At 47.9% G+C, this 13,954-nt stretch carries 13 protein-coding genes and 1 tRNA gene; all 14 read right to left on the bottom strand.

What is annotated here, in order from left to right; all coding sequences use genetic code 11:
• Nucleotides 1-1,346: 1,346 nt before the first annotated feature.
• Entirely contained in the window at nt 1,347-3,131 is a 1,785-nt protein-coding gene (locus BN162_RS13195) for an FAD-dependent oxidoreductase (RefSeq protein ID WP_020225600.1), read from the bottom strand.
• A 60-nt stretch (nt 3,132-3,191) separates the two neighbouring features.
• Nucleotides 3,192-3,332, bottom strand: coding sequence for a hypothetical protein (locus BN162_RS18655; RefSeq protein WP_020225599.1), 141 nt, complete (start codon nt 3,330-3,332; stop codon nt 3,192-3,194).
• Between the two features lie 78 nt (nt 3,333-3,410).
• Nucleotides 3,411-4,193, bottom strand: a complete 783-nt coding sequence (locus tag BN162_RS13190; protein WP_020225598.1) for a class I SAM-dependent methyltransferase — start codon at nt 4,191-4,193, stop codon at nt 3,411-3,413.
• Between the two features lie 485 nt (nt 4,194-4,678).
• Nucleotides 4,679-6,421 carry an FAD-dependent oxidoreductase gene (locus tag BN162_RS13185; RefSeq protein ID WP_020225597.1) on the bottom strand — a complete coding sequence of 581 codons (1,743 nt, stop codon included), beginning with the start codon at nt 6,419-6,421 and terminating at the stop codon, nt 4,679-4,681.
• Between the two features lie 330 nt (nt 6,422-6,751).
• Nucleotides 6,752-6,827 (bottom strand) — tRNA-Thr (locus tag BN162_RS13175).
• Nucleotides 6,828-6,931: 104 nt separating this feature from the next.
• A complete protein-coding gene (locus BN162_RS13170; protein ID WP_020225595.1) occupies nt 6,932-7,636 on the bottom strand; it encodes a CBS domain-containing protein in 705 nt (234 codons plus the stop codon).
• 45 nt (nt 7,637-7,681) lie between these two features.
• Complete coding sequence (gene dapD / locus BN162_RS13165; protein ID WP_020225594.1) at nt 7,682-8,380, bottom strand: 2,3,4,5-tetrahydropyridine-2,6-dicarboxylate N-acetyltransferase; 699 nt, start codon at nt 8,378-8,380, stop codon at nt 7,682-7,684.
• Nucleotides 8,377-9,186: a diaminopimelate epimerase gene (gene dapF / locus BN162_RS13160; RefSeq protein ID WP_020225593.1), complete on the bottom strand. Its 810-nt coding sequence runs from the start codon at nt 9,184-9,186 to the stop codon at nt 8,377-8,379. The genes dapD and dapF overlap by 4 nt, the downstream gene beginning before the upstream one ends.
• Nucleotides 9,187-9,189: 3 nt before the next feature.
• Nucleotides 9,190-10,191, bottom strand: a complete 1,002-nt coding sequence (locus BN162_RS13155) for an aspartate-semialdehyde dehydrogenase (protein ID WP_020225592.1) — start codon at nt 10,189-10,191, stop codon at nt 9,190-9,192.
• A 118-nt stretch (nt 10,192-10,309) separates the two neighbouring features.
• A complete protein-coding gene (locus BN162_RS13150; protein ID WP_020225591.1) occupies nt 10,310-11,065 on the bottom strand; it encodes a carboxymuconolactone decarboxylase family protein in 756 nt (251 codons plus the stop codon).
• A gap of 279 nt (nt 11,066-11,344) precedes the next feature.
• Nucleotides 11,345-12,532: a MalY/PatB family protein gene (locus BN162_RS13145; protein WP_020225590.1), complete on the bottom strand. Its 1,188-nt coding sequence runs from the start codon at nt 12,530-12,532 to the stop codon at nt 11,345-11,347.
• 58 nt (nt 12,533-12,590) lie between these two features.
• Nucleotides 12,591-12,944 (bottom strand): cyclophilin-like fold protein, encoded by a 354-nt coding sequence (locus BN162_RS13140; RefSeq protein WP_020225589.1) that lies wholly within the window; start codon nt 12,942-12,944, stop codon nt 12,591-12,593.
• 173 nt (nt 12,945-13,117) lie between these two features.
• Nucleotides 13,118-13,660 carry a flavodoxin family protein gene (locus BN162_RS13135; protein WP_020225588.1) on the bottom strand — a complete coding sequence of 181 codons (543 nt, stop codon included), beginning with the start codon at nt 13,658-13,660 and terminating at the stop codon, nt 13,118-13,120.
• The gene (locus BN162_RS13130; RefSeq protein ID WP_187120167.1) at nt 13,653-13,943 is read right to left on the bottom strand and encodes a hypothetical protein; all 291 of its coding nucleotides are present in this window, start codon (nt 13,941-13,943) and stop codon (nt 13,653-13,655) included. The genes BN162_RS13135 and BN162_RS13130 overlap by 8 nt, the downstream gene beginning before the upstream one ends.
• Nucleotides 13,944-13,954: the final 11 nt, after the last annotated feature.

Below are 13,954 nucleotides of genomic sequence, written 5' to 3'. Positions count from 1 at the left end.
TAGCACAATTCCTAGGTTTAATTTTATTTCTTTCTTTATACAGCAATTTTTTTTCTTATTCGGTTAATGAAGGAACACATTTTTTTAATGTCTTTATGTTCTGTTTATCTATTTTCTTCTTGATTAAGCTCCGTGCTATTAAAATCAAAAAGGGGCATTATCTATTTGCGATTTTCTTTTCTTTCGTTTTCCTAATTTTAGTTTACCTTAAAGACGCAGTTTATTTTCCCGAAGGTCGATTAGCCTATTTAAATCTTGCATTTATTTTCATTCCAATTTATATCGTATGTATTAAGTTAAGAATTAAATTTCAAATAAAGGATTCTTATACATATCGCGATTTTAAAATCACTTGTTTTGTTTATATTTTAGCTATTGTCTGCGGTTTTCTTATCTATTATCGACCAGATAGTAATATTTACCAATATATCCAATATCGTCTCTTATTTGTTCATTATACCTATGTGTTTTTAATTTATAGTTTTTTTATTTCTACTTTCCTCTTTTTCACATTTTTATTATTCCCAACCTTAATAATCAACGAAATAATGCCTGATTTTTATAATCATCGCTGGGTCAAATTCATCTTCTATTTCTATTTCGCATGGATATCAACAATAATGATGCATACCCGTCCATTAGAGTGTTTTTGGGAGGATAACGACATACTTCAAGTTATGTTTTTCTCAGAGTTGCCGACTTCCTTCATTTATTCATTTTCTAAAAATAAGCTGTTTAATCCAATCTTTTTTAAAACGATCATTTGGTGGGTTATCTTCGGATTACGGGTTATGGGAACATGGTTCCACTGGATCATTATGTAATTATTTCGGGTGTTTTGATGCCAAAACCCCTAATTGTATCCTACTCAGTGTCGCTCAATTCTTTCGATTCATATTGATTCACATTAATCTACATGATCAGATCGTTTCAAATTATTACTACATCTATGATCTGATTCTGTATCCATGAGTTGAAACGTGGTCAATAACATCTTCCAAAATTTTAGATACTCCGTGGTTAATCTACTCTTTCGCAATAACCAACTATCCTTGTTTAAATTCCGACTTACTCTTTGCCGTCATTTCTGAAGTTTACTATCTAGTTTTATCTGAGTTCACTGCGATTTGTTAAAATACACCTCCTAATCATATCATTTTCATTATTTAATGCACTTTTCTAGGATACAACTAGCTCTAGGTGTTTTTGAATAGACATGGAACTACTTTAAATCCAGTTCTAATCCATTTTATTGAACAGAAAAAGCCATAACCTTCCTTTTAATCCAATCGGATCAAAATTCCAGTTATGGCTTTTATTTACATTACATCAAATTGAGTTGGAACTTATTTCGCAATCGCCTCAGAAGCTGCGTTGCCTGCGTTGTAACCGCTGGTTACAGCCCAGCCGAACAGCGTCGCGCCCATATAGACGTCGCCTTCCAGACCGCCGACAACTTCACCCGCTGCATATAAACCTTCAACCGGCTGCTTTTCAGTATTCAGAACCTGCATGCTTTCATTGATCCGCAAACCGCCCAGTGTCGCATAGTAACGGATGTACTGCTGCAGAGCATAATAAGGGCCTTCCGCACTCAACGGTGCAGTCAGTTCACGGCCGAATTCATCAGTTCCGCCCGCAGCTGCTGTTTCATTATACTTCGCTGCCGTTTCGGTTAAAACACCTTCCGGCAGATTCATCTTCTTTGCGAGATCTTCTAACGTATCTGCTTTAACCATAAACGGATTGCCTTCGCCGTCATTGGCCAGCCACTTCTCGACATCTTCTTCAGAATAAATCTTCGAGCCTGTCATGCCTTTATTGAAAGCATCGAAGGAAGCCTGATCCATGATCAGATACTGCGCTGTATTCTTTTTCATATCCTGCATCAGATCCCAGGCATTGCCCTTTTCATTCGAGAACCGCACGCCATCCTGATTGACTAAGAATGCTCCGGAAGCCGCATAAGCTCCGCCGACACCCGGGTTGCAATACTGGCCTAAACCACTTGGCAGAATCATGGAGTTTGGCTGCGTGTTGACAAATTCCATATTGAACGTATCCGCGTTCACCGCTTCCGCCATCTTCAGACCATCGCCCGTAGCTCCGGCATGTCCGGCATAAACAAACTGTTTGTATTCTTCTGGAACCATCGCATCATTTGCACCAAATCCGCCGGTTGCCAGAATGACAGCTTTTGCATTGATCGTATAATTCTTTGTTTCATCACTGGCTTTTACGCCCTTAACAACGCCGTCTTCAACAATCAGCTCAGTCGCCGGGGTATTGGTCATCAATGTCCCGCCGCCCGTCGTAAAGCTTTCCGATAAGCTGGAAACCACGCCTGCTCCGCGGCCTTGGCCGGAATAACTGCGGGTTGGCTTGCCATCTCTCTGATAAGGAACGTTGGCACCGTCTTCCGATACCAGCCAGTCAAATGCGGCGCCTGTTGTATTGACATAAATGTCCAGTGTCGCTTCGTCATTGTTGTTATGTCCGTTTTTCAGCATATCCGCCTTCAGCTGTTCCGGAGAATCTTCATAACCGTCTTCCTTCTGCCACTGGCTTCCGGTAGCCATCGTGCCGGCTCCGGCCATTGCACTGGCACCGCCGACAACGCCTGTCTTTTCCAACAGGATAACCTGATTGCCATTCTGCTGCGAAGACAGAGCTGCGGTCAGACCGGCTGCCCCGCCGCCGACAACGACGATATCCGCATCCAATGTAACTTCCTCTTTGGTCGCAGAAGAAGATTCTACAGGTTTTGTCATTTTATCCATATCTGCACCTGCCTGGGTTAAAGCATCTTCCATCGCTGTTTTGAAACCATTGGAAGTGACTGTCGCACCGGAAATTCCATCAATTCCAAGGGTCTGATTATCCAAAACCTTGGTAACCAACTCTGGTAAAGCGGCTGCGCCGATTCCTTCTGTTTCGGTCTGTTCAAGAATTTGAATGTCGGTAATCTTTTCTGCATCAACCGTGACTTCCAGCGTAATATCGCCATGAAATCCCGCTGCCGTTGCTTTATAGGTTCCTGCTTTCATTCCGCCGGTGGCTTCCGGTGCTTTGGTCGAGCACCCTGTCATCAGCAGCATCGCCGCAAGAACGATGGCAACTAATTTTTTCATTTCTTCTTTCCTCCTTGATAGACGATCGTCTACCCTCTACTATTTTATTGATTCCGAAAGTTATGTCAATCCTTTTTTGTGAATGTTTTCTATTTTCAGCAGAATGCAAAAAAGCATTGGAGTTTTACAATCCTTTTCCAATGCTTTACCATTTCTAAGTAAGATGGATTCTGCCGCTCCCAGTTCATCCCCAGTTTTCATCCCGCTGTGTCTTCCAAAACAGCAATCATAAAACAAAGTGCTGCATACGGAGTGCCTAGACAGCACTCCATCTTCCACTTATGGCTTTCTGGCTAATTCCAGATCAATCGTATCTATCAGTTCAATCCTTCCGCCCTTGTCTTCGATTACCTGTTTGATCGCTGAATAAAATTGATTTTTAAGGGATTCTTTTAAGACGATATGATCTGATTGTGTCGCAATCAGAGATACATACTCCTGCGCCGTATAAGATCGCTTTCGTGTATACAACTTAACTTTTTGGTCTATGAAACCATATCGCAGGCTGATCTTTGATCTTTTCATAGCATCTGCTTCAGAAAACGGCGGAGTCGCTACAGAATAAGGCATATACTGAGCATAAATTTCCTGAATCTTCTCATACATATCTTGATTTCCCAGTCGATAGTTTCCATGCTTGGCAAACCTTGCAAATGTTCCTTTGGATTTAAGCATTTGGTAAACCTTTGGATATCCAATTTCCTCAGGAATCCAGTGAAAAGCTGAAGCAGAATAGATGAGATCATAATGATCTTCTCGGTCATCAAAATCCTGAAAAGAACTTGTGACGACAGCTAGATTAACATAATCTTTGAATTTTCTGCGTGTTAATTCAGCTAATTGATCTCCCAGTTCAACTGCGGTTAATTTACATCCCGTTCTCAATATAGGCAATGTTGCCTGACCTGTGCCAATCCCGACTTCCAACGCTTCGCTGTTTAATGTCAGAGGCTGATAATCAAACAGATCTTCATATAATTCTGATACATACTCAGGACTCCATTTGTCATACTCTTCAGCTACGGTGTTGAAAGTCCATTCTAAACCCTTAATAATTGCCATCCTTTTCTCCTCTGCCAACCCTTGGCCAAGTTCGTAAACATAACGGCTTTTCAAAAACAACGAAAGATCAAGATAAAAAGATACTTTTTTCCTCAAGTCTATTTCCGCTTATTTTTCCTTATGACATTTTTTACTCCTTCGCTATCTTCCTGATCCTCGTTTACTCAATGGTTTCTCAAAGATATAAAGTTCTATTATACTCGTTATCGCAACTTTGATTCTTTAACCATGCCTGAGGGAAATGGAATGATTCTGCTTCCATTAATTCTGTCTTAATAACTAATCAATTTAAGCTTTAACATTTGCGGCTTCATGCCCTTTTAATTTTATTATATTCTCAAAAATAAAACTTTCAATGTTAAATTTTTTTAAATCAAAAGACTACAGCTAATTCAAAATCAATTTCGTTTTCCAGCAAGCTCATCGCATTCAGCTTATTTAAAAAGACAGCGCCGAAGCACTGCCTTAAGCTTGAATCGTATTGTTTATTTCTGAATCAAAGACGCAGCCTGTGCCGCAGCCAGCCGGCCGGAATTGGCCGCAAAGGAAATGCCGATGCCTACGCCCGGATAGCGGGAATCAAAAGCATTCGCTGCGATCAGTTCGCCTGAAGCAAACAATCCGGATACCGGCTGCCCTTCGCCATTGAGCACCTGAGCTTTGTCATTCACCTCAATGCCCGGAATTGTCCCGAACGTTCTGACTACTGCAGTTTCCAGATAAAATGGCGCCGTTTCAATCTTGTTTGCCTGATCCGCTTTCAGACCAAAGCCAGGGCTAACCTGATCATCGATCGCTTTGTTGTACGCCGCAACCTCAGCTTTTAATGCCTCGGCATCCATCCCAGCGGCCGCTGCCAGATCATCCAATGTATCATACGCCACAGCCATGTTGGAATCCAATGCCTTCTGCAGTCCTTCCGCATCCGCGTAGGTACTATCTGCAATCACAAAAGCCTGATGTTCCGGCAGATCCGCAACCGCTCGCTGAATAACATATTTCGGAGCTTTTTCATTGGTAAACCGCACGCCTTCTTTGCTGACCATGAACGTTGAAGCCAACAGATCGGAACGATCCGGATTTACGACTGAACCCATTGTTCCATCTCCGAAGACTTGGGTTCCAAACTGTTCGGTCAGCAGGATACCATCGCCTGTCGCTCCGGCATTGGTTGCGATGACCCCATCCGCATAGTTCGGAGCCAGTTTCTGCATCAGTTCCGGATTGCTGCCGAATCCCCCGGTAGCCAAAATCACTTGGCTGGCTTCGATCGTATATCGTTTATTTTGATCCTCAACCTTGACGCCTCGGACTTCACCATTTTCTACAATCAGTTCTGTCACCGTCGTTTCCAGACGCAAGTCAAACGGCATTTTATCTTCGACTTCCGCCTTGATGAAATCATAGAAGCCCTTGCCCTTGTTTTCCATCCGCAGCGAGAACAGTTCATCGTTAGATGGATCTACCTTTTCGGTCTTGCCCGTGTAAGGTGCATTCAGGTTTTCCAGCACGTTCAGTGTATCCGCAGAGCTTTCATACACATTGCGGACCAGCTGTTCATTTGCCGGCTTGGAACCAGACGTCTGTTCAAAGAAATTCACAATCTGATCAATTGTACTCTTAACGCCATCGGCCTGATGAATGGAAGAATCCGTACCGAAGATTGCACCGCCGGTTGCCGCCAGTGAGCCGCCGACCGTCGGCAGCTTCTCAACCAGGATAAATTTGATTTCCGGATAATTCAGCGTCAGCTCATAAGAAGCCATAATACCGGAGATACCGGCGCCGACAATGACAACATCTGTTGTTTCTGTTTCGCCTTCTGCCATTTCCTTTTCGGTGGAGGCTTTCAGCGCTTCCAAATCCCCGCCGGCTTCGGTCAATGCTTTTTCCGCAGCCTCCAGAATGGCCTTGCTGGTAAAGGTAGCTCCGCTCACCACATCCAGTGCCAAAGACTGCTGATCAACGATCATCTGCGGCAGCTTTTCAATCGCGCCGTCACTGATGCCCGGCGTTTCATTATGTTCATCGACCGTAACGCTGACGATTTTGTCCTGATCCACCGTTACCGTTACTTTAACTGCACCGTTCATGCCCTGAGCTTCAGCGGTATATGAGCCAGCTTTATAGCTGCCCGTTCCTGACTGCGTTGTCGGTGCCTTGGCACAGCCGCTTAGCAGCAGGACGGAAGCCAGAAGAACTGCCCCCAACTTTTTCCATGTGTTCATTCTTTCCCTCTTTTCTTTCTGCATAATATGCCTGTTTATTCTGCCGGATTCGGCAACGATTGTCAAGACTTTTACAAACGCAAATGCTCCGGATGCGAACTAAATTGGCAGTATTTTATATCATTTATCTTTCAGCAAATTTTCTCTTTCGAGAGCTGGATGGATGCGCAGCAGCGCGGGTACCTGATTGCTTCTCTGATTCAAGTTGGGAATGCTTTCCTTCTGCTGCCGATTGATTTTCTTTCCAGGAATTAACAAGTTAATCCTGTGCTTTCTTGGGAATCGAAATAAAAAATTCCGCGGATCTCTCTGCGGAATGTTAATTTCTCATGGTGCCGACTATAGGACTTGAACCTACCACCTACGCGTTACGAGTGCGTTGCTCTACCGGATGAGCTAAGTCGGCGTAAATATAGTTTATAAAAACTGTGTGCTCCTGTCAAGTTTTTTTGTGCTTTTGCCGTAGTTTTTGCATCAAAAAAGGGAAATTCGTATTCCCTATTTTTTGCCTTATTTCTCCAGTTCATACAACAGCGGCAAATCAGCCACCGTAATGATTCCGATCGGCTTCTGATGAGCCTTGCCGGATTCGGTAATCAAGATCGCGGAAATACTGACGCCGCGGTGCAGACTTTCCTCAAATAAATCCTGAGCCTCCGTGACATCAGCGGTCCGGGGCAGAAACAGCACGCGTTCCTTCTTATCCTTAAAATACAGACAGTCGCTGACGCACCCGGTCAGCGGTTTTTCGGCCCGGCTTTGATGCAGCGTCCAGCGGGCAATCATTTCCATCGTTAATAAAGCATGAAACCCGCCCTGAGCGTAAACCGGAAGCTTGGATGAACCCATCGTTTCCATAATCGTTACCGCTTCACGAATTTCCGTCTGAGGATCGCAGATCTTTACCGGTTTGAGAAAATGCGCGCTGATTTTCGGCGGTTCGCAGATCTTGCGGGCCAACTCCTCAATTTCCTCGACGACCTCGTCAATTGGGATCGCGATAATATGACCTTCATCGGACCGCTGATGCACAATCGCATTGCGCAGGTCGGCATATTCCTGCAGCTCCATTTCATATTTACGAACCAATTTACTGGTTCGAGACGCTTGGTTTAACAGCTGATAAAACCGTGAATACCGCGCAACACCGCTGATTTGTTTCAGCTGCTTTTCGATCATTGCGAACGCGTTGAGAAACCGCTGGGCATTGTCCATGAAAAAAACCTCCTGATGGATTCTATTATATCAGGTTTTCCGTTTTCACCGAGAACTATCCCTCAGCTTTTCCACAATTTTTGTTTTTTTCATCGTCTGTTCATCTTTCTGCTTGATTAACCGTGCCGGAACGCCGGCGGCCAGCCATCCGGCGGGAACATCCTGCGTCACGACAGATCCAGCGGCTACCACCGCTCCCCGGCCGATCCGTATTCCTTCCAGAACAACCGCGTTTGCGCCGATCAATACTCCTTCTTCAATGATCACCGGCTGAGCACTGGCCGGCTCCAGCACCCCGGCAATGACCGCGCCGGCGCCGACATGACAACAAGCTCCGATTTCAGCGCGCGCGCCGACGACGGCATTCATGTCAATCATGGTTTCAGCGCCGATCCTTGCCCCGACATTGATCACCGCTCCGCTTAGGATCACAGCATTTTTTCCGATCTCAACTTCATCCCGTATCCAGGCTCCCGGTTCAATCCGGCAGGGCAGATCCTGGATCGCCAGCTGCGGCCAGGCGCTTTGACGCTGCGGACAAACGATCCGCAGATCCCGTAGCTGCCGGCGCTGATCCTCAAGCTGGGATCGCAGGATTTCCCATTCCCCAATCACCAGCTTAAATTGATCGCCATACACCGCCGCTTTCTGCCACTGGGTCGGCCAGATCTCGTTAAACATCAGCAACACTTCGGTACTGCGTGAATGATCATGCAGCTTCTGAATTAATTCCTCAGTCTTCATCCGCAATCTCTCCCTTCCACTCTTCCTATAAACTGCGACGGTCCGCTCAGAAGACAAAATTGATCCCCGGTTTGTTCCACGCTCAGCAAGCCGCCCGGACAGCGCACCTGCGCAGGCAGCGGACAAAGGCCAAAGATGGCAGCCGCTACTGCGCTGGCACAGGCGCCGGTGCCGCAGGCCAATGTCCAGCCGACACCGCGCTCCCACGTTCTGACCTGCAGTTCCCCATTTTCCCGCCAGCGCACAAAATTCACGTTGGTGCCTTCCGAAAAGAAGGGATGCGTTCCGATGGAACGGGCCTGATCATCACTGATCCGATCAGGATCCGCTGTAAAAATAACTGTGTGCGGTACGCCCAGCCAGAAGCTGCAGGACTGCTGCTGGGATAAAAACGGCGCATGAAGCAGCCCCGGAAGCAGCGGCTGCTGCGTGATCCGATGAGCATCAAAATCCGGTTTTCCCGCCTCCACCTTACAGATAAACGGTTCGGTTGAACAAATCCAGGCTTGTCTGAGCCCGTCGCCAGTCCCGATCACCCAGGTGTGATCCGCATCGATCCAGCCTTTGCGGTAAGCATAATGCACAAAACAGCGCAGCCCATTGCCGCACATGTTGGCGCGCGATCCATCCTGATTCCACAGCTCCATGCTTAACGGATCACGGTGAGCGATGATCAGTCCGTCTGCCCCAAACCCCCGATGACGATCACACAAGGCTGCCACTTGGGCGCAGTCCATGACTGGCGTTCGGGTGCCGTCAGCGATCAGAAAATCATTGCCGCAGCCCTGATACTTTTCGAGAATCAAACGCTACACCCCTTTCTTCAATAACCCGTTCTGCCATGCCCATTCGCCGATCTGCACGGCATTGGTCGCCGCGCCTTTGCGCAGCTGATCGCAGCAGCACCACAGATGCAGTCCTTTTTCACAAGCTCCATCCCTGCGCAGCCGGCCGATCATGACGATATCACTGTCGGTGCATTCTTTCGGGGTCGGGTAAGGAGCTTCGTTCAGGATAATCCCGGAACAGTCTTCAGCGGCCTGACGAATAGTCTGCAAGCTCACTGCATCATGGGTTTCGACGTAAATCGATTCCGAGTGACAGCGGTATACCGGCACCCGCACACATGTGCAGCAAACTTGCAGCGAAGCTTCATGCAGAATCCGCCGGCCTTCGTTCTGCATTTTCCACTCCTCACTGCTGATGCCTGCCTCATCAAACTCACCAATCTGCGGAATCACGTTAAAAGCGATTGGAAACGGAAAGACCTCCGGGGCGGCGGATGGATCGCGGATCTGCCGTTCCAGCTCATCCATTCCCTTCATTCCTGCCCCGCTGACAGCCTGATAAGTGCTGACGATCATCCGCGTGATCGGCGTCAGCTTCAAGATCGGCGAAAGGGCCATCATCGCCAGAATTGTCGCGCAGTTGGGATTGGCCACGATTCCATGGTGCCAGCGGATATCCCGAGCGTTGATTTCAGGGATGACCAGCGGGACATCCGGATCCAGCCGAAACGCACTGCTGTTATCGACAAACAACGCGCCGCTGCGGCGAATCAGCGGGGCATATTCCTTGGCCAAATCATGGTCTACCGCGCCGAACACCAAATCCACATCTTTTAAAGCGGCGGCAGAAAATTCTTCAACCACACCGTTTTTTGATCCCAAATCAATCACTTTTCCGGCGCTGTGGGGACTGGCCAGCAGCTTTAACGACCGCATTGGAAAATGCCGTTCCTGCAAGACCCGAATCATCGTTCGGCCGACCGCTCCGGTCGCTCCCAGCACGGCAACATTTACTTTTTCCACATTCTCACTCCTGTCTGTTCACTCTAAGATAGTAAAAAGCCCGGGTTTGACCTGGGCTTTTGTCCTTCCTTGTTGAATTTCGGGTCTTTCGCTTCCGGTTAAAGACACTGTTTCATGATCAGTCTTTGTTTTCGAGTGAGTCCGGCAAAGCGTTGTACTGGGCGTCGTCCACTGGTTCGCACCATTGGGTTGAAGTCTTTGTTCCCGGTGCTTCGAAGGCCAAATGGGCAAACCAGCTGTCCTTGGCGGCGCCATGCCAATGCTTGACGCCGGCGCCAATCTCAACGATATCGCCGGGTTTTAAAGCTCTGGCCGGTTCACCCCACTGCTGATACCAACCGCGTCCGTCAGTACAGATCAAAATCTGACCGCCGCCCTGTTCAGCCTGATGGATATGCCAGTGGTTGCGGCAGCCCGGCTCAAAAGTAACATTGGCAATCGCAATTCCCTGCGATACCACTGGGTTCAGGTAACTCTGACCGATGAAATACTGCGCATAGGCATCGTTGGTTTTGCCTAGTCCGAACATCGGGACAAATGCCGCGGAAACCGTTTCTTCCTTCCAGATTTCCTTCGCCATCCGAAATGCCGCCCAGGCCTTTGGCCAGCCGCTGTAAAAGCCCAGCTGGGTCAGCACCTCGACAATTTCGGTTTGAGTAACTCCGTTTTCCTTGGCTTTGCGCAGATGAAATTCCAGCGAAGAATCCAGAATTCCGCTGGACATAAGAGCGGTCACTGTGATCAGCGAGCGGTCGCGCGGGGATAACTGAGCTTCGCGGGCCCAGACTTCGCCGAACAAAACATCATCATTGTAATGCGCAAACTGTGGGGCGAATTCGCCTAAAGCTTCAAAACCGGCAGATACTTTTTCCATTGTTTTATTCCTCCTGATATAAGATTGGAACCAGAAATCATGGCGGCCAGCCACAATTGGATCCTCTCCTTCTTTCTTTTGCTTGTCATTCCGTTGGGTTGGGAAGACCTGAGCGAAGGGGACTGAATTTCTATGCACCGCTAAGAGCCTTCCATTGAAGAATTTAACTCGGAATTCCTTGGCGTGTGATTCAAGGAAAGCCGTTCATCGAGATAAATAGCGCTTTTGCTCAAAATGATAACCGCCGTTCATTCTGGCAAAATTCACTTCCTTGCAAGTTTAATTTCTGCATGGCTTCAGGGCCTGCTTGATTCCATCAAAGGCCTGGATTCCGCGAATCAGCCGCTGTAAACCCTCGTCCAGACGAGCCGGGGAAACCGCGATGTTCATGCGCAGAAACGCTTCTCCGGCTTTTCCATATTCCAAGCCTTCATTGAGGATCAGCCCTGTTTCCTGACGAAGGAATTTCGCCAGCGCAGCGCTGTCGTCACTGACCGCATGACAGTCGATCCAAATCAGATATGTGGCCTTAGAGGGAATAACCTTAAGCTGCGGCAAGGCCTCATGCAGGACTTCGATTAAATGCTGCTTGTTTGCATAAATCTGCTGTCGCAGCGTGTCCAACCAGACTTCGCCATGATTAAACGCCGCAATCGCAGCTTCCACCGCAAAGACATTCGGTTCAGCGATTTCATCCGTATTGATCGCCCGCCACACCTTGTGGCGCAGATTGGGATTGGCAACCACAATCGCCGCCGTCTGCAGCCCAGCCAAATTGAATGTCTTGGTCGGCGCTAGACAGGTGACAGACAGATTTTCACAGACTGAAGAAACCGAAGCAAACGGAATATATTCCACCTGCGGATCGGTCAGATCACAATGGATCTCATCAGCAATCACAACAACCTGATATTTTGCGCACAGCTCGCCGATTCGTAAAAGTTCTTCCCGACTCCACAGCCTGCCGATTGGATTGTGCGGATTGCACAGGATCATCAGCGTTGTCTGCGGATCTGCCAGCTTCGATTCCAGATCGTTAAAATCAATCCCATACTGTTCTCCATCATAGACCAACGGACTTTCCAGCACCTGCCGGCCGTTGTTCACAATGGAGTTAAAGAAAATATTGTAGACCGGCGTCATCACGAGAACCTTTTCCGCCGGTGTGCTCAACTTGCGGATCACGCTGGAGATTGCCGGCACCACCCCAGTACAGAATAACAGCCAGTCTTTTTGTATCTGCCAGTGATGGCGCCGCTGCCACCATCCCTGATATGCCTGCGCCCAGGCGTCGGGAACAATCGTATAGCCATAGGCTCCATGCTGCGCGCGCTGCAGGATCGCCGCTTTGATTTCCGGCGCTGTTTCAAAATCCATATCCGCCAATCCCATCGGCAGCTCCCCCTCAGCTACGTCCCACTTCATAGAACAGGTATTCCGGCGATCCAATGTTTGATCAAAATTCATCATCACTCCTCCTTATTCTCCACTTGCTTTTTAGCTTGTGACTTGTGAAAAAGCAGAATCACTCCGCCCGTTCAATCGTCACCTCAGCCTGACCTGTACCGACCGCTTCCGCTAATCCGGAAACCTCGCTGATCGAGCCCAGCGAGGTATAGGAATAATCCGTCGCAAAGCTCTTGTAAAACAGCACCAGACAGTTGTTGCCGAACAACATCAGATCGCCAGCCGACACCGAACCGAAAGCGATGGAATTCGCCGCCAGCTTCTCGTCGAGGTAAATGTATTTTTCATTGCCGTTTAAGTCTTCCATCACCAACGTCACCGGCAGCTGATGCAGCAGGGCCTGAGCTGCCGCGCTGTTGTTGAGCGTAGCCGGGAAAGACTGACCGTTGATCGTCATTTGAATTTTTGTCATGCTTTCCTCCTGTTCCTCTGCATTGTTTATTGGGTTTGTTGTCTTTACGGGGTCCAGTGTGGGAATGGGCGTTGCGGAAGGGAATGCAGCCGAAGGGGAAGCACAGCCGCTCAGAATGCACAGTAGGGTCAAAGCGCTGAATCCCCGATAAAAATTCACATTCATCTTTCCCCTCAGCAATGAAGTCCCATCTGATAGGCTTCCTGATAGGCTTTTGTATCAGGACTGACAGCCGAAGGTTCACTCAGTCCGCCTCCTGCAACAACCCCCGCCAGCTGAGCTTGTTCAAAGCAGGAAATCCAGCCTTCCAACTCATGGATGACCGGCTGTAAAAGCTGTGGGTCTTCCTCAGCGGCACTCATCAACAAGTACACATCGCGAAATGCACAGCTTTGTGTAAACAGCGGATTGGTACGATCCAGCAGTGTTTTAAGCTGCCCGCTCATGGCGTAAAAATACACCGGGGTGGCAAAGACAACGACTTCCGCTTCCTTCAATTTGGCATTGATCGCGGCGCTGTCATCTTGCATCCAGCAGCGGGCAGTGCTTTGACAAGCCAGACATCCTGTGCAGAAGCGCAGATCCTTTTCTTTCAAAGAAATCTCTTCTACGATATTTCCAGCCGCCTGCGCGCCTTGGACAAAGGCTTGTGCCAAGACTTCGGAATTACTTCCTGAGCGCAGACTGGAGCTGATGACGACAACTTTTTTATTCATTGTTTTTTCCTTCTTTCCTGATCAGGTCCGCTGACCTGATCGTTATTTCATTTTGTTTTTTTGCTTTTTCCAGCTGATCGACGAGATAATCCAGACAGTCGATGCGATGTTCATCATCGTGAATCTGTTCCAGCAAACACCGCCGATGCTGCTTCAGCAGCTTCATTGACTGGCGGTCGCTGCCGCTTTGGCAGCAGGCAAGAAATTGGGAAATCGTTTCTTCATCACATCCGGCATCCTGTAAATTTCGGATCACTTCAGGATTCATGTTTTCCTTTTCCACTTCCATTCACC

The sequence above is a fragment of the Holdemania massiliensis AP2 genome, from assembly GCF_000327285.1.
In the GTDB taxonomy this organism is placed as follows: domain Bacteria; phylum Bacillota_I; class Bacilli_A; order Erysipelotrichales; family Erysipelotrichaceae; genus Holdemania; species Holdemania massiliensis.
This window is presented reverse-complemented; position numbering and strand designations above follow the sequence as displayed.